General features: G+C 44.1%; 25 protein-coding genes and 2 tRNA genes. 11 read left to right on the top strand and 16 right to left on the bottom strand.

The features are described from left to right. Positions 1–70: 70 nt before the first annotated feature. Together AB4486_RS01955 and AB4486_RS01950 are read right to left on the bottom strand one after the other, a co-directional pair. On the bottom strand, positions 71–1084 hold the full coding sequence (locus tag AB4486_RS01955) for an aspartate-semialdehyde dehydrogenase (RefSeq protein WP_017062350.1): 1014 nt from the start codon (positions 1082–1084) through the stop codon (positions 71–73). Positions 1085–1096: 12 nt separating this feature from the next. After that, on the bottom strand, positions 1097–2230 hold the full coding sequence (locus tag AB4486_RS01950) for a 4-phosphoerythronate dehydrogenase (protein ID WP_017062351.1): 1134 nt from the start codon (positions 2228–2230) through the stop codon (positions 1097–1099). Positions 2231–2380: 150 nt separating this feature from the next. On the opposite strand from AB4486_RS01950, the gene AB4486_RS01945 reads away from it, so the two are divergent. Then, a complete protein-coding gene (locus AB4486_RS01945; protein WP_017062352.1) occupies positions 2381–2644 on the top strand; it encodes a hypothetical protein in 264 nt (87 codons plus the stop codon). Between the two features lie 71 nt (positions 2645–2715). Here AB4486_RS01945 and fabB read toward each other — a convergent pair whose 3' ends face one another. Further along, positions 2716–3927 carry a beta-ketoacyl-ACP synthase I gene (gene fabB / locus AB4486_RS01940; RefSeq protein ID WP_017062353.1) on the bottom strand — a complete coding sequence of 404 codons (1212 nt, stop codon included), beginning with the start codon at positions 3925–3927 and terminating at the stop codon, positions 2716–2718. Positions 3928–3983: 56 nt separating this feature from the next. Between fabB and mnmC the strand changes: the two genes are divergently transcribed. Continuing rightward, positions 3984–6134 (top strand): bifunctional tRNA (5-methylaminomethyl-2-thiouridine)(34)-methyltransferase MnmD/FAD-dependent 5-carboxymethylaminomethyl-2-thiouridine(34) oxidoreductase MnmC, encoded by a 2151-nt coding sequence (mnmC, locus tag AB4486_RS01935; RefSeq protein ID WP_080582254.1) that lies wholly within the window; start codon positions 3984–3986, stop codon positions 6132–6134. Positions 6135–6279: 145 nt separating this feature from the next. Here the strand turns inward: mnmC and AB4486_RS01930 are convergent, their stop codons facing one another. The 3 genes from AB4486_RS01930 to AB4486_RS01920 all read right to left on the bottom strand — a co-directional run bounded on the left by AB4486_RS01930 (position 6280) and on the right by AB4486_RS01920 (position 7781). Then, positions 6280–6801, bottom strand: a complete 522-nt coding sequence (locus AB4486_RS01930; protein ID WP_017062355.1) for an NADPH-dependent FMN reductase — start codon at positions 6799–6801, stop codon at positions 6280–6282. Positions 6802–6977: 176 nt separating this feature from the next. Next, a complete protein-coding gene (locus tag AB4486_RS01925; protein ID WP_017063425.1) occupies positions 6978–7241 on the bottom strand; it encodes a YfcL family protein in 264 nt (87 codons plus the stop codon). A 9-nt stretch (positions 7242–7250) separates the two neighbouring features. After that, on the bottom strand, positions 7251–7781 hold the full coding sequence (locus AB4486_RS01920; protein ID WP_017063424.1) for an elongation factor P hydroxylase: 531 nt from the start codon (positions 7779–7781) through the stop codon (positions 7251–7253). 297 nt (positions 7782–8078) lie between these two features. Between AB4486_RS01920 and AB4486_RS01915 the strand changes: the two genes are divergently transcribed. Beyond that, on the top strand, positions 8079–8702 hold the full coding sequence (locus tag AB4486_RS01915) for a trimeric intracellular cation channel family protein (protein ID WP_017062358.1): 624 nt from the start codon (positions 8079–8081) through the stop codon (positions 8700–8702). 150 nt (positions 8703–8852) lie between these two features. On the opposite strand, the gene aroC is transcribed toward AB4486_RS01915, so the two are convergent. The 3 genes from aroC to AB4486_RS01900 all read right to left on the bottom strand — a co-directional run bounded on the left by aroC (position 8853) and on the right by AB4486_RS01900 (position 10750). After that, a complete protein-coding gene (aroC, locus tag AB4486_RS01910) occupies positions 8853–9938 on the bottom strand; it encodes a chorismate synthase (RefSeq protein WP_017062360.1) in 1086 nt (361 codons plus the stop codon). Between the two features lie 270 nt (positions 9939–10208). Further along, a tRNA-Ser gene (locus AB4486_RS01905) sits at positions 10209–10286 on the bottom strand. Positions 10287–10366: 80 nt separating this feature from the next. Further along, positions 10367–10750 (bottom strand): hypothetical protein, encoded by a 384-nt coding sequence (locus AB4486_RS01900; RefSeq protein WP_372116369.1) that lies wholly within the window; start codon positions 10748–10750, stop codon positions 10367–10369. Between the two features lie 468 nt (positions 10751–11218). Here AB4486_RS01900 and AB4486_RS01895 point away from each other — a divergent pair, with 468 nt between their 5' ends. The 6 genes from AB4486_RS01895 (at position 11219) to AB4486_RS01870 (ending at position 14583) form a co-directional block, all read left to right on the top strand. Next, entirely contained in the window at positions 11219–11530 is a 312-nt protein-coding gene (locus AB4486_RS01895; protein ID WP_372116367.1) for a hypothetical protein, read from the top strand. Between the two features lie 334 nt (positions 11531–11864). Beyond that, positions 11865–12473: a recombinase family protein gene (locus AB4486_RS01890; RefSeq protein ID WP_372116366.1), complete on the top strand. Its 609-nt coding sequence runs from the start codon at positions 11865–11867 to the stop codon at positions 12471–12473. Between the two features lie 252 nt (positions 12474–12725). Beyond that, on the top strand, positions 12726–13253 hold the full coding sequence (locus AB4486_RS01885; RefSeq protein ID WP_372116364.1) for a hypothetical protein: 528 nt from the start codon (positions 12726–12728) through the stop codon (positions 13251–13253). Further along, a complete protein-coding gene (locus AB4486_RS01880; RefSeq protein WP_372116362.1) occupies positions 13246–13551 on the top strand; it encodes a hypothetical protein in 306 nt (101 codons plus the stop codon). Before AB4486_RS01885 ends, AB4486_RS01880 begins: the two co-directional genes overlap by 8 nt. A 131-nt stretch (positions 13552–13682) precedes the next feature. After that, positions 13683–13925 carry a hypothetical protein gene (locus AB4486_RS01875; RefSeq protein ID WP_372116361.1) on the top strand — a complete coding sequence of 81 codons (243 nt, stop codon included), beginning with the start codon at positions 13683–13685 and terminating at the stop codon, positions 13923–13925. Positions 13926–14148: 223 nt separating this feature from the next. Further along, positions 14149–14583, top strand: a complete 435-nt coding sequence (locus AB4486_RS01870) for a hypothetical protein (protein ID WP_372116359.1) — start codon at positions 14149–14151, stop codon at positions 14581–14583. A 102-nt stretch (positions 14584–14685) separates the two neighbouring features. Here AB4486_RS01870 and AB4486_RS01865 read toward each other — a convergent pair whose 3' ends face one another. Further along, complete coding sequence (locus AB4486_RS01865) at positions 14686–15537, bottom strand: site-specific integrase (RefSeq protein ID WP_372116358.1); 852 nt, start codon at positions 15535–15537, stop codon at positions 14686–14688. Positions 15538–15629: 92 nt separating this feature from the next. Then, positions 15630–15706, bottom strand: a tRNA-Arg gene (locus AB4486_RS01860). 211 nt (positions 15707–15917) lie between these two features. Here AB4486_RS01860 and folD point away from each other — a divergent pair. Further along, entirely contained in the window at positions 15918–16775 is an 858-nt protein-coding gene (folD, locus tag AB4486_RS01855) for a bifunctional methylenetetrahydrofolate dehydrogenase/methenyltetrahydrofolate cyclohydrolase FolD (protein ID WP_017062367.1), read from the top strand. Positions 16776–16900: 125 nt separating this feature from the next. Here the strand turns inward: folD and AB4486_RS01850 are convergent, their stop codons facing one another. The 5 genes from AB4486_RS01850 to AB4486_RS01830 form a co-directional block, all read right to left on the bottom strand. Next, positions 16901–18715 carry a cation:proton antiporter gene (locus tag AB4486_RS01850; RefSeq protein ID WP_372116356.1) on the bottom strand — a complete coding sequence of 605 codons (1815 nt, stop codon included), beginning with the start codon at positions 18713–18715 and terminating at the stop codon, positions 16901–16903. 164 nt (positions 18716–18879) lie between these two features. After that, positions 18880–20079: a NupC/NupG family nucleoside CNT transporter gene (locus AB4486_RS01845; RefSeq protein WP_017070735.1), complete on the bottom strand. Its 1200-nt coding sequence runs from the start codon at positions 20077–20079 to the stop codon at positions 18880–18882. Between the two features lie 205 nt (positions 20080–20284). Beyond that, complete coding sequence (locus AB4486_RS01840; protein WP_017067671.1) at positions 20285–21205, bottom strand: LysR substrate-binding domain-containing protein; 921 nt, start codon at positions 21203–21205, stop codon at positions 20285–20287. A gap of 135 nt (positions 21206–21340) precedes the next feature. After that, positions 21341–22339: a lytic transglycosylase domain-containing protein gene (locus tag AB4486_RS01835; protein WP_017062371.1), complete on the bottom strand. Its 999-nt coding sequence runs from the start codon at positions 22337–22339 to the stop codon at positions 21341–21343. A gap of 30 nt (positions 22340–22369) precedes the next feature. Then, on the bottom strand, positions 22370–22660 hold the full coding sequence (locus AB4486_RS01830) for a YcgL domain-containing protein (protein WP_017062372.1): 291 nt from the start codon (positions 22658–22660) through the stop codon (positions 22370–22372). 219 nt (positions 22661–22879) lie between these two features. On the opposite strand from AB4486_RS01830, the gene minC reads away from it, so the two are divergent. Further along, positions 22880–23542: a septum site-determining protein MinC gene (gene minC / locus AB4486_RS01825; RefSeq protein WP_017063419.1), complete on the top strand. Its 663-nt coding sequence runs from the start codon at positions 22880–22882 to the stop codon at positions 23540–23542. The last annotated feature ends 15 nt before the right edge of the window (positions 23543–23557 follow it).

Raw genomic sequence — 23557 nt, 5'->3', positions numbered from 1 at the left:
CTAACAATATTTTTAATCGATTAAAAAAGCCCCACTAAAGAGTGAGGCTTTTTTATCAAAGCAATAAAGCTTAGAAGTAATCGCGAATCAGAACTTCAGCGATTTGAACTGCGTTTGTTGCTGCGCCTTTACGAACGTTATCAGCGACAACCCACATGTTTACGCCACTGTGATGGCTGATGTCGTTACGAATACGACCAACCATTACGTGGTCTTTACCACCTGCATCACGAACTTGAGTTGGGAAGTCTAGCGCTTGGAATACTTCAACACCTTCTGTGTTCTCTAGAAGCTGAACCACTTGCTCTGCACCGATTGGTGCGCGAGTTTCAATGTGTAGAGATTCTGCGTGACCGTAAAATACTGGTACGCGGACACAAGTCGGGTTCACTGTGATTGAAGAGTCAGCAAAGATTTTTTGAGTTTCCCAAACCATCTTCATCTCTTCACGCGTGTAGCCGTTCTCTGTAAATTCATCGATTTGAGGTATACAGTTGAAAGCGATTTGTTGTGAGAACGCTGAGTTTTCAGCTGGCATACCGTTAAGAAGCTTAGCCGTTTGACCCGCTAGCTCATCGATACCTGGCTTACCTGCACCAGACACAGATTGGTAAGTTGAAACGTTAATACGCTCAAGGCCCACTTCATCGTGAATTGGTTTTAGCGCTACTACCATTTGGATAGTCGAGCAGTTAGGGTTCGCGATGATGTTACGGTTACGGAACTCAGCAATCGCTTCAGGGTTCACTTCAGGCACAACCAGAGGAACATCGTATTCGTAACGGAAGCGTGATGTGTTATCGATGACAACCACACCTTCATCAGCCGCAATTGGAGCCCAACGCTCTGAAAGCTCGCTACCTGCAGAGAAAAACGCAATATGTACTTGAGACCAATCGAAGTCTTCTACGTTTTGTACTTGTATTGTTTTGCCGTTAAAACGGGAAGTTTTGCCTTCACTACGTTCACTTGCTAGTAAGTGCATTTCACCGACAGGGAATTTACGCTCTTTAAGTACTTCAAGAATGGTTTCACCAACCGCACCAGTCGCACCTAAAATAGCAATATTAAATTCTTGGCTCATTGTTTCTCTCTTTTATAAAGTTGGCTTTACCATAAAACCGAGTTTAGATAACGGCGTTAAATTACAAGATTCGTCGCCCGTTAACTCGACTGCACTGTACTCTCTGCGGTCCCAATATTCTTTACGCATCTTGTCAAAAGAACCCGGCGTAACGATATTGCGACGGAATAAGGCGTCGTCTTTGCGCACATCATAGATCAACTGAGTCAAATTGTGCAGTGTTGCTTCATCCCAAGCTCTATCTAATTTCATTTGAGGTACAGGCGCTGTCGGCAATAAGTCGCTTGCATACGCACGCTGTTCAGTACCTAAAAATTCACAATAACTGTTGAAGATCATCGTGGTACCACGCGCTTTACCTTCTAAACCGTAGCCCGCTACGTGAGGCGTTGCAAAAGCGAGTAACGGAAGAAGCTCAAAGTCGACTTCAGGTTCAAACTCAAACACATCAAGCACTGCAGTGAAACCATCGGCTTTTTGCAGGCGAGCTTTTAGCGCTTGGTTATCAACCACAGGACCGCGAGCTGCATTAATCAGGATTTGATCAGCACGTAAGTTGTTCAGCACTTGCTCACTGATCAAGTGATGCGTTGGATACTCACCCGTCTTAGTGATTGGCGTGTGTAATGTAATAACGTCTGATTGTTCAAGCAAAGTCTCTAACTCAGTAAATTCGCGAGTATCACCCTCTTGCTGTTTTAGAGGGTCGTTCAGCAGAACTTTGATACCAATACCTTCAAGGCACTTCGCTAAGTAACTGCCCACTTGACCACAGCCGATAATACCAACCGTTTTATCAAAAACAGAAAAGCCTTGTTGCTGCGCAAGCACCATCATCGCACTGAACGCGTACTCAGCAACACCCACCTTGTTACAACCAGGTGCCGCAGTAAAGAAAATACCACGCTCTTTCATCAACTCTTGGTCAACGTGATCCATGCCAGCCGTCGCAGTACCAACAAACTTCAGCTTATTGGCTTTGCTGATCAATGACTCGTTTACCTTGGTAACAGAGCGAATCATCAATGCGTCTACGTCAACTAGGTCGTCAGCTGTTAATGTGCGACCAGACTTCATTGTCACTTCCCCTAGCTGGCTAAAAAGCGCTTCAGCGTAAGGCATATTTTCGTCGATTAAGATTTTCATTTGGCGAGTACTTTTGTTGGGGTCTATCGACCTAAATGTGAATTGAAATGATTGTGCAAAATTCCACACACGGTGTCGAGTAGCAATTGGAATACATTATAAATAAAGGGCTGAATCACCTAACCTTGGCAGACAAGAACCGAAACCAGAGTGAACACCCAAGATCAAACGGCTAAAACGAAAAATGCCCGATTGAATAAACAATCGGGCAAACATCCAGAACAAAAGGATCCTATCTCGCTCTCCAGGAGACAGAGTCTTGCGTCTGTTCAACCAGTACTAACCAAAGTCAGTACTGGTCAAGCTCTGGAAACCTTTCAATCTCTAAACCCAGATTTAAAAACTATGTTCAAAAAACACGTTTACCAACCTGCGTCTAAAAACTTTGTTCTGATGGTCATTATTACTGGGTGACCTGTGCGTGTTGAATCGGCACTAGCGCAACCCTTTAACGATTAACCTTGTCTCTGTAACTCAAGCTTAAGTTAAGCTTGGTACTTTTTGATTACTAGCGTTGCGTTCGTACCGCCGAAACCAAAACTGTTAGACATAACTGTAGTTAGCTCTTGATCACGAGCTTCAGTTACGATGTCTAGGCCAGCAGCAGCTTCGTCTAGGTTCGAAACGTTAATGCTTGGAGCGATAAAGCCGTTATCTAGCATTAGCGTTGAGTAAATAGCTTCGTGTACGCCAGCAGCACCTAGAGCGTGACCTGTCATCGCTTTAGTTGCAGAAATTGCTGGGCTGTTGCCACCAAATACTTCTTGGATAGCGCCTAGCTCTTTAACGTCGCCAACTGGAGTTGAAGTACCGTGAGTGTTCACGTAATCAACGCCATCAACGTTTTGCATCGCCATCTTCATACAACGAACCGCACCTTCACCAGAAGGAGCAACCATGTCGTAGCCATCTGAAGTTGCGCCGTAGCCTACGATTTCACCGTAGATTTTTGCGCCACGAGCAACAGCGTGCTCAAGCTCTTCGATAACTAACATGCCGCCGCCACCAGAGATAACGAAACCATCACGGTCTGCATCGTAGGTACGAGAAGCCAGCTCTGGCGTGTCGTTGTACTTAGTAGAAAGTGCGCCCATTGCGTCGAACATCATAGTCAGAGACCAATCCAGTTCTTCACCGCCACCAGCGAATACAACGTCTTGCTTACCAAGTTGGATAAGCTCCATTGCGTGACCAATACAGTGTGCAGATGTCGCACATGCAGAGCTCATAGAGTAGTTCACACCACGGATTTTGAAAGGAGTTGCTAGACAAGCAGAAACCGTAGAAGCCATTGTACGTGGAACCATGTATGGACCAACGCGCTTCACGCCTTTCTCACGGATGATGTCTACCGCGTTTACTTGGTTTAGAGATGAAGCACCACCTGAACCCGCAACGATACCCGTGCGGTCATTAGATACTTGATCTTCAGTTAAGCCAGAATCAGCAATTGCTTGCTCCATTGAAAGATAAGCGAATGCCGCTGCATCACCCATAAAGCGCATTTTTTTGCGATCGATATGGTCAGCAGGGTTCATTTTTAGGTTACCCCATACTTGAGAGCGCAAGCCATTTTCCTTGAACTGCTCTGAAGCGGTAATACCAGATTTACCCTCTTTCAGTGATGCTAAAACTTCTTCGACGTTGTTACCGATACTTGAAACAATACCCATACCGGTGATTACGACTCGTTTCATGTGACATTCCTATAATTCTAAATTCAGCTAGATGATAACTAAGAAGCCTAACAAAAGTGGTCAGCTTTCCTAGAAATTCGTACAATCCCTACCAACATATCGCTTCAAATCACAAAATGATAGATTTTATGACTTCAATTACTAATGCAGAACTGGAATGGAATGAGTCTGGCACGCCAGTTTCAGACCAATTTGACGACGTTTACTTCTCCAATGTTAACGGTTTAGAAGAAACTCGCTACGTCTTTTTAAAGCAAAACCACCTTCCAGAGCGTTGGCTTGAACATGAACAACGCCGCTTTGTGATTGCTGAAACCGGCTTTGGCACAGGTTTGAACTTTCTTGCAGTTTGGCAATGGTTCGATGCTTTTCTTAAAGATAACCCACAAGCGATGACCAAAGAGTTACATTTCATCAGTTTTGAAAAATATCCTTTAAATAAAGAGGATCTCATCAAAGCACACCAATCGTGGCCAGAATTAGCCGAGTATGCGACGCAACTCCAAGAACACTACCCTATTGCTCTACCTGAATGTCACCGCATTGTGCTGGGCGACGGTGCAATCACGCTTGATTTGTGGTTTGGCGATATTAAAGATTGCATGCCCAACGTACCAACCCCGCGTGAAGGTTTGGTTGATGCTTGGTTCTTAGACGGTTTTGCTCCGAGCAAGAACCCAGAGATGTGGAATCAAAACCTATTCAACGGCATGGCTAAGCTCGCTAAGCAAGATTGTAGCTGCGCCACCTTCACCGCTGCTGGCTTTGTTCGCCGTGGCTTAATAGAAGCTGGCTTTGAAATGAAAAAGGTCAAAGGCTTTGGTACTAAGCGAGAAATGATCGCCGGCCGACTTGGCGAAAAGCACGCTCACACCAACATCAAACCTTGGTATGGCCTCGCTCAACACACTGAATCCCAAGACATTGCGATCATTGGTGGTGGTGTCGCCAGTGCTGCATTAGCCAAAACGCTAAGCCGTCGTGGTAAAAACATCACCCTTTATTGTGAACATCCACAAGCTGCGGGCAATGCCTCAGGTAACAACCAAGGTGCGATTTACCCGCTATTAAGCGAAGCGACCTCGAACGTGTCTCGCGTGTTTGGCCCGGGGTTACTGTTTGCTCGTCAATTTATTAATCAAGCGGCTCAGTCTATTCAATTTGATCACAGCTTGTGTGGCGTGAACATCTTGATGTGGGATCAAGGCTCCACTAAAAAGCTCAACCGCATGTTGGAAGGCAACTTCCACACCGACCTGATTCAGCGTTTATCGCCAGAGCAAGCCAACGAAAAGATTGGCTTACCCGTCGATAAAGAGAGTGTTTACTTTCCGCTGGGTGGTTGGTTAAGCCCTCTTCAACTGACTCAAGGCTTGATTGGCAAGCTAGAAGAGAGCAACCAAGTGAGCGCACACTATCAACATCAAGTAACGCAACTTGAGTGGCTCGAAGCTGAAAAACAATGGTTACTGACGATTGAGGCACCTCAAGGTGAGATTCAAACTAAGCACGACCAAGTAGTTGTCGCAAACGGACACAAGTTCACTCAGTTTGAACAAACTCAGCCAGTACCACTGACTCCGGTTAAAGGCCAAGTGAGCCATATTCCGACCACGGAAAATCTCAGCCAGCTAAAAACCGTGTTGTGCTTTGATGGCTATTTGACGCCACAGAACCCCAACAATGGTCATCACTGTATTGGTGCGAACTACGACAAAACCAATATCGACCAAGAATTTGATATTGAGGTTCAGCAGCACAATGGCGAGCGCCTACATGGGTCACTACCAGACCAAGCATGGACAAAAGATGTCGATACCAGTGACAACTTAGCGCGCCAAGGTATCCGAAGCGTAAGCCGTGACCACCTTCCGTTTGTCGGAAACGTTGGTGACTTTGAAGCCATTAAGGAGCAGTACCAAGATCTCCACAACTTCAACCCGCAGCGTGACTCGGTTGAGGATGTAGAAACGGTAACAAGCTTCCCTAACCTTTATTGCTTTATCGGACTGGGTTCACGTGGTTTGAGCTCTGCACCATTATTGGCTGAAGTATTAGCATCACAGATCTGTGGCGATCCGCTGCCCTTGCCTGTTGATGTGCTTGAGGCGATTCACCCAAGTCGAATGTGGGTACGCAGACTGCGTAAAGGTAAGGCATTAACGGCTGGATGGGTTGCTGACAAGCATTCTAAATCAAAGCCGTAGTTTCTAGTTCAGCTATTTTGAACATCTGAAATTTCTGAATATCTGAAACTAATAAGTTAAAAGCTAAAAAGCCCGAGTTCATTGTGTCGCTCGGGCTTTTTGTTATTCGTGTTGCTCTAAACTGATGTTCTAAACGAAGCTGTATTTACAGCTTAGCAACCGCGTCTTTAATCTGTAGAACGATCTCTTCGTTGCTGATAGAACCAGATTCAAAATCAAAGTTATCGTAGAAGCTTGGTACTGAAACTGACGCTTGCACGTTGCCACCGAAGTAAGGTGCAGAACCTGTCGCTGCACCAAGTACCGTTTGTGCGCCACCAGGGCCCGGTGAAGTCGCTAGGTAAACCGCCGGCTTCTCGCCAAACACTGAACGCTCAATACGTGTCGCCCAGTCAAATAGGTTTTTATACGCTGCTGGGTAGTGACCATTGTGTTCTGCGAACGAAATAACAAACGCATCAGCTTCAGCTAGGTCGCGTAGGAATGCTTGAGCACCTTCCGCTTGGCCAATCTCTTTTTCAGTGTCTTCACTGAACATAGGAACATTGTAATCGTTGATGTCTAGGACTTTTACTTCAGCACCTTCAATCAAGTTTGCTGCGTAAGTTGCTAGTGTTTTGTTGATTGAGGTAGAACTTGTGCTTGCGCCAAATGCGATAACTTTCATGATGTGACCTTTCTGTAATTCCGTTAAGTGGGATTAGAATAACGTAGTAAGAAAATGTAACCATCACAAGAAATGAACGGACTCATTCAAAAATTTCGAACGAGTCTCAAATAAACCAGTTCGCTCAGCAAAATGGGAAAGGAAGGGACTGAGCGGATAGTATTAATACATCGAGATTAAGCTTGGTTTTGTAGCTCAACCCAAAGGTCATTAACGATAGTGCGGTCTGCTGGTGTTAGTTCAGAGCGAGCGTCGTCTAGGCTCTGTTCAATACGAGCTTTTACTTCAGCCACATCTTCAATGCCTTCTTCTTCACATGAAGCCACTGAAAGAGAAATATGACCACGTAAGTAACCACCAGCAAACAGTTCATCGTCTGATGCGTTTTCAATGCGAGCATCAATTACTTCAAGTAGTTTTTCTTCAAATTCGATAATCATAATATTCTCTTATTTCACAATAAATTGGCTAGCACATAAAGGTTCTACATCGTAGAAGCTGCGTAATGCTTCAGAGAGCATTTTCACGCGAGGCGGAAAGCCTACTTCAAAGATACCCATAACTTCGCTATGTACTTTATTCATAAAGGCCAAACGATCTGGCTCAAAATCGCCGTGTAGATTGTCACAGCTGACATTAAAAGGAAAGCCTGCGCTCATCGCAATGATCCATTCATACGCTTGTGGGCGAATTTCTACTTTTTCAAACTCAGCTTGAACCGATTCCGTTCGACCGTCAGGTTCATACCAATAGCCAAAATCTTCCAGTAAACGACGCTCAGGCCCAGCAACGCACCAGTGTGCGATCTCATGGAGTGCAGAGGCGTAAAAGCCACGTGCGAACACGATTCGATGGTGTGGGATAGTATCATCAGCAGGCAAATAGATCGGCTCATCAGCCCCTAGCTCTAGTTTGGTATTAAAGCTTTCAAAAAAGGTCTGATTGAAGATATCGATAATGTCTGAGTATTGGTGTGTCATAAAATCAAATTTAAGTAAAAATAACTGGGGCATTTTGCTTTTTTTAAGCGCTCGGTAAAGCCCTATCAAGCGTAATGACATCGGGTTCGCCATTATACTTTGCAGTGACAATCGATTGCCATTCCCAGATTACACCACTTTAAGGTGAATGATTAGTTTAGCTAATCTGAAACGCCCATTCACGGTACAAATATTCATTCGTCAACAAGCATTTTTACTACTACACTCGCGCTTCATTTTATATCCCTAAGGCCTATAAGACTCGAGTTTATAGACCTAAATTATAGAGCTACAGCAATGCTACTAAGTGTTTTGTATATCATTGGCATCACGGCAGAAGCCATGACCGGCGCTCTCAGTGCAGGCAAACAAAAAATGGATTGGTTTGGTGTAATGTTGGTTGCGAGCGCAACGGCAATTGGCGGCGGTACAGTACGCGATATCTTACTTGGCCATTACCCTTTAGGTTGGGTTGAAAACCCTCAGTATCTGGCCATCACCTGTATAGCAGGTGTTATTACAACCGGGTTGGCGAAATGGGTTATCAAGCTAAAAGGTTTGTTTATTCGCTTGGATGCCTTAGGCCTAATCGTATTCAGTATCATTGGTACCAAAGTAGCGATGACCATGGGTCTGCACCCGATGATTTGCATGGTATCGGCATTAGTGACAGGTGTCTTTGGTGGTTTGTTACGTGACCTTATCTGTCGTCAAACACCATTGGTGTTACATGAAGAGCTGTATGCCTCTGTCGCACTTGTCGCTTCAGGTTTGTACCTAGGTTTGCTTGAGCTTGGCATCAACGACGTCACGGCGACAATTGTGACGCTTGTAGTTGGTTACTTGCTGCGCATGGCGGCTGTAAGATTCAAATGGAGTTTGCCTTCGTTCCAGCTTGATCCTGAAAGTTCAGTGCATTAATGGATTAAGAGCCTTAAGCTGCTAGCTGTCTTTAATGACGATAGTCGCTAACCGGACGAATAATCCTGCTAATGTGAAAAAGGGTTACTTCATTACGAAGCAACCCTTTTTTGTTTCTACCAATTCTATTCTAAATAAAAAGAAGCAGAATTAGATTTGTGGTGTTTCAGTTGTCACACCAAAGTTTTGACCACGATGACGTAGCAAGTGGTCAAGCAGCACGATAGCCAGCATTGCTTCTGCAATAGGTACCGCACGGATGCCAACACATGGATCGTGACGACCTTTCGTGATTAACTGCGTTGCTTCACCATCTTTCGTGATTGTGTCACCAGGTACAGTGATGCTTGATGTTGGTTTAAGCGCAATGCTTGCCACAATATCTTGACCAGTAGAGATACCACCTAAGATACCGCCAGCATGATTACTGCTGAAACCTTCTGGAGTTAATGGGTCACGGTGTTCACTACCGCGTTGATTAACCACATCAAAGCCATCACCAATCTCAACACCTTTCACAGCGTTAATGCTCATTAGAGCGTGCGCGATGTCAGCATCTAGACGATCAAAGATTGGCTCACCAAGGCCTACTGGCACTTTAGTCGCAACCACTTGAATCTTCGCACCGATCGAGTTGCCTTCTTTTAGCAAGTCACGAATCAGTTGATCAAATTCTGGTACTTTGTCGGCATCTGGACAGAAGAAAGCGTTGTTTTCAATCTCGTTCCAATCCACTTTATCAATTGAGATATCACCCATTTGAGAAAGGTAAGCTTGGATTTCAACACCAAATTCTTGTTTTAGGTATTTCTTCGCAATTGCACCTGCAGCAACACGCATTGCAGTTTCACGAGCTGAAGAACGACCACCACCTCGGTAATCACGCACACCGTACTTTTGATGGTACGTATAGTCAGCGTGGCCAGGGCGGAACTTGTCTTTAATTTCGGAATAGTCTTTAGAGCGTTGGTCTGTATTTTCAATCAATAGACCAATAGAAGTACCCGTAGTTTGGCCTTCAAATACACCTGATAAGATTTTCACTTCATCCGCTTCACGACGAGCCGTTGTATAGCGAGAAGTACCAGGGCGACGACGATCCAAATCTCTTTGAAGGTCTGCTTCGGTAATTTCTAATCCTGGTGGGCACCCATCTACGATACATCCTAGTGCGATACCGTGACTCTCTCCGAATGTGGTCACTCGAAAGTGTTGTCCGATACTGTTTCCTGCCATTGCTTCCTCTAAATCAGCCATCAATCAGAAGGTTTGATTCCTAAACCGACTGGCTAATAGCTTTACTTGTCTATTCTTCGTGAATTCATAGTGGCTTTATTACCAAATGATGTAAACCCCAAAAAACGAACAATTTTAACTTTCTATTACATAAGCCGAATGAAACGAATAACAGAAGAAAATGAGTCGCGCTTGAAAAGAAGTGTTTTATGATATGTAAAATGCAAAAAAACCCGACAACTCGGAGAGTTATCGGGTTTCTTTAAATAATGGCACGCCCTGAAGGATTCGAACCTTCGACCACCTCCTTAGAAGGGAGTATCGATAGGAATCATACAGTTCATGCGTTTAATAGCTTGTCACTTCCCGAGTGAGACGTGATTGTAAGACAGTGCTACTGTAGCTGTAAAGAGTATCCCACTCGAAAACTAACTAAAGCTTGCCTTACAACGTTTGTAGTTCTCTTGACCTGTACCGACCCACATAACCTCGCCATTTTCTTTGTATTTTAAGAACTTATATTGAAATGTTTTGTATCTAGGGTCATATGACCAAAAGTACATACCACCGTTGTCAGCAAATTTATACTCCATAATTATGACGCCATTCTCGTCTTCCGTCATTGGCTTGATGACTTCAAGCTCAAAGGTACTGCCATAACTTACCATTTTATCATCCGTATAAATGAAGTTGTGAATCTCCGTTGGGTCCCAATACTCATCAAGCTGACAACTAATCTGAGCTGTAGTGTAAGTTTTCGCTAAAGTCACGCTTGGTAGTAACAGGCAGAAGATAGTGAAGTATTTTTTCATAAGAGTTACCTAAAATTATTAATGTCTGATTGTACTTATATGTGCTTTGAATCACTTTAGCGTTGCTGGTCGTCAAGGTCTACTTTACACATAAGAACGACTGCCCAAACCCCAAATTTTATGTGTTATTATATACTCAATATGAACCAGAAAACTGAAATCCACATGATAAAACCTACCTTGTTAGCACTGCTCTCATTATCAATAGCTGCATGTGCAAACACTTCTCACGTCATCGACCAAGAGCCAACAAGTTACATAGTTGGAAGGAAAATAATCTCGATTTATAATCCTATTCCAGATGGAAAATACGCACAGTTCTACGACTGGGGAAGAGAGTATGCACGGATGTATTCTCAGCTTGGACGATGCTCGAATAAAAATGTTCTTCAAGGGAAGTTTATTGAACGTATCAAGATTTCATCTATGGCTGTAGGTAAGGACCATTATAATCAAATAATGTGGGCTATGCGTGACCAAGCAAATCAATTGGCACAACATGCAAACCAACTCAATTCCGAACTACTGCATGAATATTACAGCGAACTAAACTCGCAAGAATGTAGTTTGTTAGAGAACACAGCCGACTATATGGTGTTCGATTCTCTGGACTACGCCCTCAAATGGAGACAAAGCATCGGGGACGATGTATCTCTTGAAAAGTGGAAGGTATACCCTGTATTCGCCAATCAATTAGGCAACGTCTCATTTGATGACCAAGGGTACGTTATCCGAGACGGTTTCGGTAACATCCGTTTTACTAACAATCCGACAGACTAACAAGCTAACCATAGACTGAAAACAATGCAAAAGAATATCGGCGTCTTCTCTTGATGCCGATAACCAAAATCAAACTAACACACCTAGAATTCACGGGTCGAAAATGTGCGAGAGCTTCCGCTGCGGTGCTTTTTCTAATGTCCCCCAATACCCTCCCGAAATCCGAAGAAACAAAACCTCAACAAAGTAAAAGACTGCACAAAGCTGAGTGAACAAAACACTAACCCACCTAACCTAAACACTTTTGCACATGTACAAAACCAATTGACAGAGTTGTGTCCACAGAAATATGATGCATTCCAATTAAAGAACAAAACTACAGAGAATTGTACAGATGAAGAATGGCGCATTACTTGGATTAGCTCGTGTATCTACTAAGGAACAAGACTTAGGTGCACAGGTGAGCAAACTTGAGAGCTATGGCTGTAGAAAAGTATGGAAGGCTAAACATTCAGGTAAGAGCCAAGAACACCAAGAGCTAATCAATGACCTTCTTGAGTACGCACGAGAGGGAGACACTGTAGTAATTACCAAACTAGACCGCCTAGGTCGTTCACTGTCGCAGGTACTACTAAACCTCGAAACCTTCAAGGAGAGAGGTATAACGGTTAAATGCATTGAGCAAGGAGTAGATACCAGAGCTAACGACCTAATGGGCAAAGCAATGGTTCACCTACTTGCTTTGTTCGCTGAGATGGAAAGGGACATGATTGAAGACCGTATGCAGTCAGGCAAGGCTCACAGTGTCGCCAAACGTATTGAAGCAGGAGCAACAAAGGCAGAGGCAGAGAAAGCTGTAAAAGGTGGACGACCTTTGAAGATGGGTGCGGATACATACAAGAGTATCGTACAGGGGTTAGCGAATGGCGAACCTGTTGCAGCGATGGCTCGAAAACATGGCGTTACTCGCAGCTCAATCTACAACATCAAAAAGTCACTATAAACATATAAACTATTAAGCACCCAAAACAGCCCCGCCTTTCGGTGGGGCTTTCTTTTATCTGGAGTTTATTTTCAGCTTGCACGTGTGCGATATATCGGACTTTATATCAGACACTGCCTCGCCAACAGACCAATAAAATCAATAGGTTTAGAAATATTTATCACCGTACCTTACTCGTTTTTTCTTACCGATTGGTTATTAAACGTTGGTATAGGAGATAGAAGCTTCAGGAAAGCCAATAAGGTAGGTGGTATGGGTAGACAAAAAGTAAGTAAAGACAAAGTAAGAAAAGCTATTCAAGTGCTGTACTCACAGCCAGAAGAAGAACTCATCAAGAAAAATAGCCGCTTGATGCTGAGGCCCAGACTCTCAGCTAAACAAATAAGCCAAATGTGTGGATTGTCCGAGTCATTTGTAAAGAGTTTAGCAGACATGAGTTCAAGCCATTGGGAGTGGCTTCGGGAGGACGGCATCAAACCTAATGCGTGGAAGCTAAGAATGACTGTTCACGGAACACCTATACATTTCAAGAAGTGTGCGCTTAATGAATATCAATGGCGCAAGCGAATAAAAGCGATAAACCGTAAGGAGTTCAACCGTAAACGCTGTGAGCTACAGCATGACCTCAGAGATTTGAGTAGCAATACACGACAGTCATTAGCTCGGAAACGGAAGCTCAAGCTGATGTATGTAAAGCTCAAAGGCTGGGATAAGGAGCGAGCAAATCAGGCAAAGGCGCTTAAGCGACAGAGTAAAAAGAAGGAGAAAACTAATGGGTAATAAAAACAAGAAGAACAAAGCAGGAACGGTGTTACAAGTTCAAGAATTGCATGACGCTGTAGCTGATGTACTTCTCAAGCAAATTCAAGAACAAGTAACAGAATCTGAAAACAGCAAAGACAGGGACGACAACCTCACTATGTGTGTCCAGAAAGACACGATTGATAATGCCATCAAATTACTACGCCTGAACAAAACCACTGCAAGGGAAGAACCAACCAAGAAAGACAAGAAGCTAGGCCATGAGCTTGAGCGCATCCGAATTGAACAACGAAACAAACTAAAAATGCACCGATAAGACGGAGGAACGTAGTTCCGGTGATTGGGGTGGAGCCCCAATCTAAACCCTTCTTGATTCCGTTTGGAATCAACCTACCTATCTAATCTAAAACATGCTTATGGCATGCGTAGCGACATTAAGGAATTACTGTGAGTAAAAATAAACTAATCAAACTAGATTGCCATCACCGAAAAAACAAAAACTACAAATCGCCTAACAAACTTCACATTCCATCGAATCAAAAGAAGCACCTGAGCTTTAGACAAACCAACTTTAAAGATTGGCTAAAAGTTCAAGGGTTTAATCCTCGTGGTGTATCTACCTGTTGGACTCGTGCCGTACTGAGAGCTGCAAGAAAAAGCAAACAAGTTAAGTTCAAAATGAAGCGTTAAGCCAATGGAAAAACGGCGTACAGGTATCATCAAAAACAATTGGCGATATTCATCTTCTCTAACTTTTTGAAGTAGTAAGAAAGCAAGGAGGTTAGATAGCTATCTTTCCTCCTTACCTCTAAACCTCCAAATACAGCAAAAGCCCAAACAAGCCCTTTTATATTAGGTTCGGTTTTTAAATTTCTTCTTTCAAGCAAGCTATCTGCTATCAAAGGAAACTATTTTGAATACAGTAAAAATCACCGATAACTCGAAAGTTCAAGAGTTCTTATCCAAGCTCAACTTTCTAGGGTATAACCAAGCTATCAACGATGAACAGTGCAACGCCATCAGTACCTCCGGCCTTCCTAACTGGCTTGATGACTGCCTGCGTGGAGCGACAGGCCAAACTCCCAAAACAAGCACAAGGAGAACCAGCAAAAAACAAATTCTATTTTATCTGACATTTCTTACTGAAATAAGCACCACTACAGTTGGGAAACTACTTAACAGGAAGCAAGTAGCAATAACAGGAAAGAACTACAGCAAGAGTATGATTGAGTGGTATACAAGAGCCATTCGATGCGCCTCTCAAGCAATCAGTCACTATTTATTCAATCGATTAGACATCTACCTAGCCATCATGGGAAAAAATCTCTCTAGCAGAAAGCCAGTCTAACAAGTAAACAACGATGCAAAATCGGAAGATTAGCTCTCAATCCTTCGAAAGCTAACAAGCTAGATAAATACGTAAAAAAGTGCCATAAGAAGAATAAGCTGTCTAATCAAAAAGCGTAGCTGCTAACTGCGACACATCCACCTTCACATAACGATTTAATACTCGTATATCTTTATGACCTGATAGCTTTGCTACAAGCATATGGTCATGCCCTGCCTGTATCAGTTTAGATAGGCGGTAGTGTCGCAGTGAGTGAAGCACAAAGTCATTCAGCCCTTCTTCATCAGCAGCAACTCTAAAGGCTTTGCTCAAGTACATTGCTTGAGTTTTGAATAACTGCTTTGATTCTTTATAACCCTCTAGCTCATATAACCTACGCTCAAGAATTGCCATTGCAGGTCGTGATAATGGAACTCGCCTATCCTCACCGTTTTTCGTATCTCTAAGCTGAAGATAACGCCCCGCAAGGCACACACCACCAAGCTTTAATCCTAGTATTTCGCTGCGCCGACAAGCTGTTTCAGATAGCAGCAAGCAAATGTCTTTAAGTTCCAGAGTTTTGAGATTCCCTATCACTTTATGTAGTTGTTCATCTGTAGGTGTGAACTGTCGCACTGTGTAGTCTTTTGGGATGCGAACGTGCTTAGACACATCAGGTATCTGCAACCCTATGTCCTTTCTCAGCCAGTTAAGCATCGCTCGTAAAACCGAGGCATCTTTTCTAACTGAGCCAGATTTAACCTGTGTCTGTCGCTCTCGTAGAAACTTAGACACAAGCTCTGGAGAAATGTCTTTTACACAGCTATCTGAGAACCATTCAGCTAAACGCTTTAGGCGATACTGGATACTGCAGAGGTAGCTTTTGAAGTATTGAGCTTTCTGAATTGAGTACTGTTCTATCAGTACAGGGATAGGTGTATGCAGAGAAAGCGTGACGTGGGTATCAAAATTCAAGTATCTGTCCTCTCAAGGGTATGAAAAGGGACAGTGACGCTAAAAAGCAAAAAACCCGACAACTCGGAGAGTTATCGGGTTTCTTTAAATAATGGCACGCCCTGAAGGATTCGAACCTTCGACCACCTCCTTAGAAGGGAGGTGCTCTATCCAGCTGAGCTAAGGGCGCGCTACAGGAACGAATTATACGAATTCGAATCAGTAAAGCAACGGCTTTATGTAACATTCTGATCTAAGTGGGTAAAAAAAGGCCAACAAACATATAAGTGTTGGAAAACAGACCAAAGCAAACGTTTGCTTGATGGTAATCAAAAAGATTTTCTGGAATAATGCGCCAAAAACATCAGCCACTAACTTGAATATCAATACTAAGGAAATTCATGACTGCTCAAAATATTGATGGAAAGCTAATTTCTCAAACGGTTCGCTCCGAAGTTGCTGCACGTGTAAAAGCTCGTACTGAAGCTGGATTACGCGCTCCGGGCCTAGCGGTTGTTTTAGTGGGTGAAGACCCTGCTTCTCAGGTTTACGTTGGAAGTAAGCGTAAAGCGTGTGAAGAAGTTGGCTTCGTATCTAAATCTTACGACTTGCCAGCCACTGCGACAGAAGACGAATTGTTAACACTGGTAGACCAACTGAACGACGATCCAGAGATCGACGGTATTCTTGTTCAACTGCCTCTACCAGCTGGCATTGATAGCACTCACGTTCTTGAGCGTATCACGCCAGAAAAAGACGTTGATGGCTTCCACCCATACAATGTCGGCCGTTTGGCTCAGCGCATGCCTAAGCTTCGCTCTTGCACGCCAAAAGGCATCATCACGCTGCTTGACCGTTACAACATCGACTTACGTGGTAAGCACGCGGTTGTGGTTGGCGCATCAAACATCGTAGGTCGCCCAATGACGCTAGAGCTTCTTCTAGCAGGTTGTACGACGACAACATGTCACCGCTTCACCAAAGACCTTGAAGGTCACGTGCGTCAAGCAGACGTTGTTGTAGTTGCCGTTGGTAAACCTAACTTCATTCCTGGCGCTTGGATTAAGAAAGGCGCTGTTGTGGTCGATGTGGGTATCAACCGTTTGGAATCTGGCAAACTAGTGGGTGACGTTGAATACGACGTAGCGAAAGAAAGCGCAAGCTTCATCACACCTGTGCCGGGTGGTGTTGGCCCAATGACGGTGGCGAGCCTAATCGAGAACACCATGATCGCTTGCGAGCAATTTCACTCGAAATAGTCCGCAGCGCATATAAATAAATTAGAAAGCCGCAACGTGATGAACGTTGCGGCTTTTTTGATGCTTTGGTACTTAGCTATTCGTTTTTAAAACGGGGTGACTCGCTTTTGATGAAGCGCTCGTTGCTACTTATCTGGACTCTCAACTTTTTCCGTCTGTTCAGAAGGCGGTAATAAACTAATAAGCTCACACTCCGTTGATATGAGTTTTTCCAACTCAGATCCTTGTGTAATTAAACGGAAATCACCGCCATTAATCACCCCAAGAAGAATGGCTTTAGGATACAAAGCGTTAAACTCTTTTAAATCAAATGCCTCGGTCAAACCTGTACTTTTAATTTGGCTACCCTGAGCCATCAACGAGTTAAGCTTAGAATAGGTGATCCCTTCCGAAAACAGACTTCTATTGCCATCGCGGCTCACTTGGTGCCTTTCATGTTTATTCTCTGAGGATTCAAGCTCAAACACCTTATTGGCACCAAACTCGTCTTGGTAATGCATGCTGACTAACGGGTTGGTTTGACGATAAGGCGAGACGATCATCGCACGCCCTATCCCATCGAGTTCCAAATTGTTTTCCGCGTGGCTTGAAGCTGGGTTACCAAAGTAAACATTCAAGTTATCCATACGAGCTAAGCGAATGCTTTCCCAGTTAGTATCAGCAAGCACACTGTTGATGTTGTGTGTGGCTAGCACCTTGGCAAATTGTCTTGCAAAGTGAGTGGCGCCAAAGAAGATAACCCCTTGCGCTTTCTCTTGAGTGACCCCTAGCCTTCTCGCCCACCAGCTCGCGGTTAAGCTCTGAATCACAACCGTACCAATAATGACTAAGAACACCATGGGCACGAGCAGATCTGCGCCTTCAATCAGTTGCTTCTCTTGCAGTTTTATCGCAAACAGAGAAGAAACCGCGGCTGCTACGATCCCGCGAGGTGCCATCCAACTCAAAAACCATTTATCCGCCGAATTAAGATCCGTACCGATCCCGCTGATCCACACGCTTAACGGGCGAGCCACCAACATAACCACCGCTAGCAACCCAATACCGCCCCAACCTATCGAAAGGAAAGCCCCCGAATCGAGTCGACTGGCTAACAGAATAAACAACGCAGAAATAAGTAACACGGTCAGGGTTTCTTTGAATTCGATGATGTCTTCGATGTCCAAGCCCTTCACGTTGGCAAGCCAGATCCCCATGATGGTCACGGTTAATAAACCCGATTCTTCACTCAGATCATTAGAAAACGAGAACGCCGCCAACATTAGCGTCAGCACAGCCACATTACGTAAATAGTGCGGTACCCAATGCCCTTGCAGCATCTTGGCAATCAAATGGCCACCGATGATCCCTAAGCCTAAACCTATGACTAACGTCAGGCCCAGAGCTGACAGAACATGTCCGGTAGGGTCGGCAGAAGAAACAATGTACTCGTAGACGAGAACCGCAAACAGAGCGCCAATCGGATCAATTACTATCCCTTCCCATCGCAAGATACTGCCTAACGAAGATTTAGGCTGAATACTGCGAAGCATGGGCACGATTACCGTAGGGCCAGTTACCACAACTAATGCACCAAACAGTGCGGCTAACGGCCAACTGAAGTCCACAAAGTAGTATGCCCCCACCACGATACACGCCCATGTAATCAACATGCCGAAACTCACGAGGTGAGTCACCATCCGGCCATGGCCTCTGATTTCTTTGAAATTTAGGGTCAATGCTCCTTCAAACAAGATGATGGCAACCCCTAAGGAGATCATAGGAAACAGCACATCACCGAAAATGGCATCGGGATTTAGAATATTCAGGCCGGGACCTAACAATAGGCCAACGATAAGGAGAGGGAGAATGGCGGGAAGACGTAAACGCCAGCCGAGCTGCTGACAAGCTAAAGACAAGAGTCCAATTAACGCCAAAGAAGAAGTAATCGACAAATCCATTTGTGCCCCTAAAAGGTTTGCACCACACCCTGTGGTACAAACTATTCAATGAAATAAGAAAACCTACGTTCTTACACTATAGGCTCTCTTTTTCACGCTAACCGAATATTATTGTGATTAATCAGTCACTTTACTATAGGGGGAGTAAAGTCATGATCAGTTAACTATAGAGAAAGTACAACACCAGCAATAGCAGCACTCATTAGGTTAGCAAACACACCTGCACAAATTGCTTTGAAGCCATATTGTGAGATGAAAGAGCGACGCTCTGGAACTAAGCTGCCCAAACCACCGATAAGAATCGCCATGGTAGAGATGTTAGCAAAGCCGCATAGAGCGAAAGTTACGATCGCTTGTGAGTGCTCACTTAGCGCCTCTTTAGCATCCATTAGTTGGATGAAAGCCACGAACTCGTTCACGACAATCTTGTTACCGATCAATGAGCCCGCAACCACAGCCTCAGACCACGGCACACCGATCAGCCATGCAACGGGTGCGAACACATAACCTAGTAGAAGTTCGAAGCTTAGGTTTACGCCAAACCAACCACCAACAATACCTAGCAAGCCATTCAGCATTGCAATCACACTGATAAAGGCAAGTAGTGTCGCACCCACCGCAACGGCAATACGAAGTCCAGACATAGCCCCATCTGCCATTGCCTCAACTACGTTTGTTGCTCGTGGAATTTCAACGTCAGACTCAATATTTTCTTGAGCGTCATCTGCGCTACCTGGTACTAAGATCTTAGCCATCAATAGGCCAGCAGGTGCAGACATAAATGCAGCTGCGATCAGGTAATTTAGATCAACGCCAAGCGATGCGTAACCCACTAGCGTACCACCAGCGACAGAAGCCAAACCACACACCATCACAGCAAACAGTTGTGAATCCGTCATGTGCTTCAAGTAAGGCTTAACCACCAATGGAGCTTCAATCATGCCAACGAAAATGTTTGCAGTCGCAGACAGTGACTCCGCACGACCTGTGCCCAAAAACTTTTGTAGTGCGCCACCGATAAGGTTGATCACCTTTGGCATAAAGCCGATGTGGTACAAACCAGAGATCAGTGCAGAGAAAAAGATAATGATGCCTAGAACGTTAATCGCGAAAACAAATCCGTTATTCGTTAGGCCACCAAATAGGAAGTTAATCCCCTCTTGACCGTAGTTGATCAAGCTAGATACCGCACCTGTGGCTGCATTCAACGCTTCTTTACCCATTGGTACATACAGAACCAACAGCGCGAATGAGATTTGTAATAAGAAAGCCAAAGAGACTGTTCTTAGTGGAATATTTTTTCTGTCCGTAGATAGTAACCAAGCGGCAACTAAAATAGTGATAATTCCAAGTAGGGAAGCCATGTGCGTCAACCTAAAAGTTGTAGGTAGGAAAGGCGACGCATTCTATAGAGGAAATCGTTTGCGGCAAGCTGAGGTTGTTAATGTGATGTTGGGGTAATCACGATTTAACTATGAGTATAATTAAGTTATTGAATTTTAATAATTAACTTTGATTAAAAAGCGTACTTTTTCCATATGGAAATTATATTTATAGATTAGGAAACAGTTAGCGATGCAGTTCAACGCAAGTTTTGAGGTTTTTGTCCCAATACGTCGGCGACCCGATATGATCTTTAATGAACTCAATCACTGCCGAAAGCTTCTTCGGCATATTCTTTCGGCTCGGGTAAACGGCATAGAATGGCATTAATTGACTCGCTCTCCATTCCGGCAAAACTTGGATTAATTTGCCCGTTCTAAACTCTTCTTTTACTAAGTAAGTTGCTAAGTAAGCCACACCCCACCCTGATACGGCTGCGTCTCGCACGGCCTCAGCTAGATCCACCGAGTAATCACCCGCTACTTTAACGCTAAGGTTCTCTTGGCCATTATCAAATGCCCACGAGGTGTAATCTCGTTCACGGCTGCGATAGATAAGACAGTTATGGTCAATCAGATCAGAAGGCACATGTGGCGTCCCGGCCTTAATCAAATAGTCCGGTGATGCAGCCACCACAAACTGGCTGTCAGCCAATCGCTGAGCAATATAACCTTCTGGCAGATCTTCGTTGTTGGTGATCCATAGGTCCAGTCGCTCTTCAATCATATCCACCTTGTAGTCAAACAAGTGAACCTCGATTCTCAGCTGAGGATAAAGTTGTCTGAGCTGATCAATCGCAGGAATGATATGTAAAGTGCCAAATGACTGTGACAACCCAACACGCAATATTCCAGAGATGTCATCACGCTGGCTGTCCATATCCATTTGAGCGGCTTTTACCGTGTTAAACAGTTGCTCACAGTGCTGATAGAACACTTCCCCTGCTTCGGTCAGCGTTAAGCTACGTGTGGTGCGTTGTACCAACTTGATACCAATAGAGTCTTCAAGCAAAGCAACTTGCTTACTAATGTGAGACACCGAAACGTTCAAGCTTTTTGCAGCACTGGTAAAGCCTTCGTGCTTGATCAGCGCATGGAATATCACCATCTGTGCAGCTCTATCTGTTAGCACAAGATCACCTTATTAAATCTCTGAAATATAAAATCAAAAAGGACTCCGAAGAGTCCTTTAGTTCGTTCTGCCTATGGTAGGCCAAATGCTATTCAAAGCGACTTAGGTCTGTTAATCAAACTTAATTCTGTCGGCTAGATGGCTTACTGCCAAAGCAAAGTAGTAAGAACGATTCCACTTCATTAACACATTGTAGTTGTTATAAATGAGGTACGAACGTCCGGTTTCATCATCCGGCATGATTAACCAAGCTTTAATGTCTTCATCAAGTGTTGGCAGTGGGCGATCGTCATAGCGTTTAATACCGAGTTCAGACCACTCTTTTAAGTATTTCGCTTTGTCTTCGTCTCGACCTTGTAAATCGATCGACACAGTTGACGGAACATGAACCTGACGACCCCAAGTATATTTGTCATCCCACCCTGATTGGCTGAGATAATTGGCCGCCGAAGCAAATACGTCTTCTTCAGTGCCCCAAATGTCTTTCTTGCCATCACCACTGCCATCAGCGGCGTAAGCTAAGAATGAGCTTGGCATAAACTGAGGTTGACCCATCGCACCAGCCCAAGAGCCTTTCATCTCTTTTGGTGCAATATGGCCTTGATCAAGAATCTTCAATGCCGCCATCGCTTCGCTACGGAAGAAAGCTTCTCGGCGTCCTTCATAAGCCATGGTCGTTAGGGCGTCGATAACGCTGTAATTGCCCGTGAACTTACCAAAATTACTCTCAACGCCCCATAGCGCGACAATGAATCTTGGTTGAACACCATATTCATCACCAATACGCTTTAACGCGGTGTAATGCTCCTTGTAGAGTGACCTTGCTTGCTTCACTTTCCAATCTGGAACCGCTCGTGGAATGTATTCATCCAGAGTCAGTTTTTTCTCAGGTTGGTTTTTGTCGGCTTTTACCGCTCTTGGCTTAAACGTTACACCATCAAAGGCTTCATCAATGATCGCTTCAGAGATGCCTTCTTCACGGCCTTGTTGTTTTAGTTTTTCTACATATTGCTCGAAGCTCAGTTCTTCAGCTTGTACTGAACTTATGGTCAGGCTATTACCCAATAGTAATGCCGACACAGCCAATATGGTTTTCGAAAATTTACTCAACGATCACTCCTCCTTGAATTGAGGTGGCTATCACTCTTCGTCTTGAGATTTCTGTTGAGCTTTACGCTCTTTATGAAGTTCAAGTTCGTTAACTGGTGGTGGCGGAACCTGTAAAAAGAAACCATCGGTATTCAGTGATTCTTTCACTTTTTCGATGTTTACTTGAGCCAGTTTACGGCCATCCATTTTAATTACCATTACAAAACTAGGTTTACCAAACATTTGCATCAATGCGTCAGGAACTTGTGAAAAATCATCCTTCTTAGGGATATAAAGGTATGTTCCTTCTTTCTTTGAGCTTTTATATATAGAACACAGCATGACAAACCTTTTAATTGATTATGACTACAAAACTCTCACTTGCGAGATCAATAGTTTATGTTAGGGAAATATTGGGAACAAAACGTCCATTTGACAACAAGATTACTTGCTGTGCTTGGTTTGGGAATATAACATGATAAACCTAGTTTCAGGCAATGCCCTTTATTTTATTGATAAAGAAATTGTACCAATCCGCTATTGAGGTCCTGTAGTTTTTCGATGTCTAGTAACCCAGATCTAAAAGGTAGCAGCTTTACGCTATCTGTTTTGCACTTATCCGATGATCAAGTCGAAAATGCAGTCTCTTTTCTTCAAGAGAAAGTAGACCAAGCACCTACGTTTTTCGCTGCCGCGCCTGTTGTTATCAACATCAGCAAAGTCGCGGGCGATATCGATTTTGTGCAACTTAAAAATGGTATATCTCAAGCGGGTATGATCCCGGTTGGTGTGGCTGGTTGTTCTGATAAGCGAATGCAAAACCTCGCTAAAGAAGCCGGTTTTGCAGTGATGACGGCAAGCAAGTCGCCATCTCAAGCTCCAGCGAAGATGGCACCAATCAAAGTGATTAGAACCCCTATTCGTTCTGGTCAGCAGGTTTATGCGAAAGATGGCGATCTATTGATTCTCAGCCATGTGAGTGCAGGCGCGGAAGTGATTGCCGATGGCAGTATCCATATTCATGGCACTTTACGCGGCCGTGCGATTGCAGGTGCAAGTGGTCAAACTGAAGCAAAAATAATTTGTAATGACTTACAAGCCGAGCTGGTTTCCATTGCTGGAAATTACTGGCTCAGCGATCAAATTGAAAGCGAGTACTGGCAGAAGAAAACCATGTTCAGTATGGCAAACGATGTATTACACGTTGATGTCCTCGCAATATAAGAGAAATAAAAGGAA

The organism is Vibrio sp. 10N.222.55.C6, assembly GCF_041473395.1.
Classification (GTDB): Bacteria; Pseudomonadota; Gammaproteobacteria; order Enterobacterales; family Vibrionaceae; genus Vibrio; species Vibrio crassostreae_C.
The sequence above is the reverse complement of the archived record's forward strand: the minus strand, read 5'-3'. Positions and strand labels throughout refer to the sequence as shown.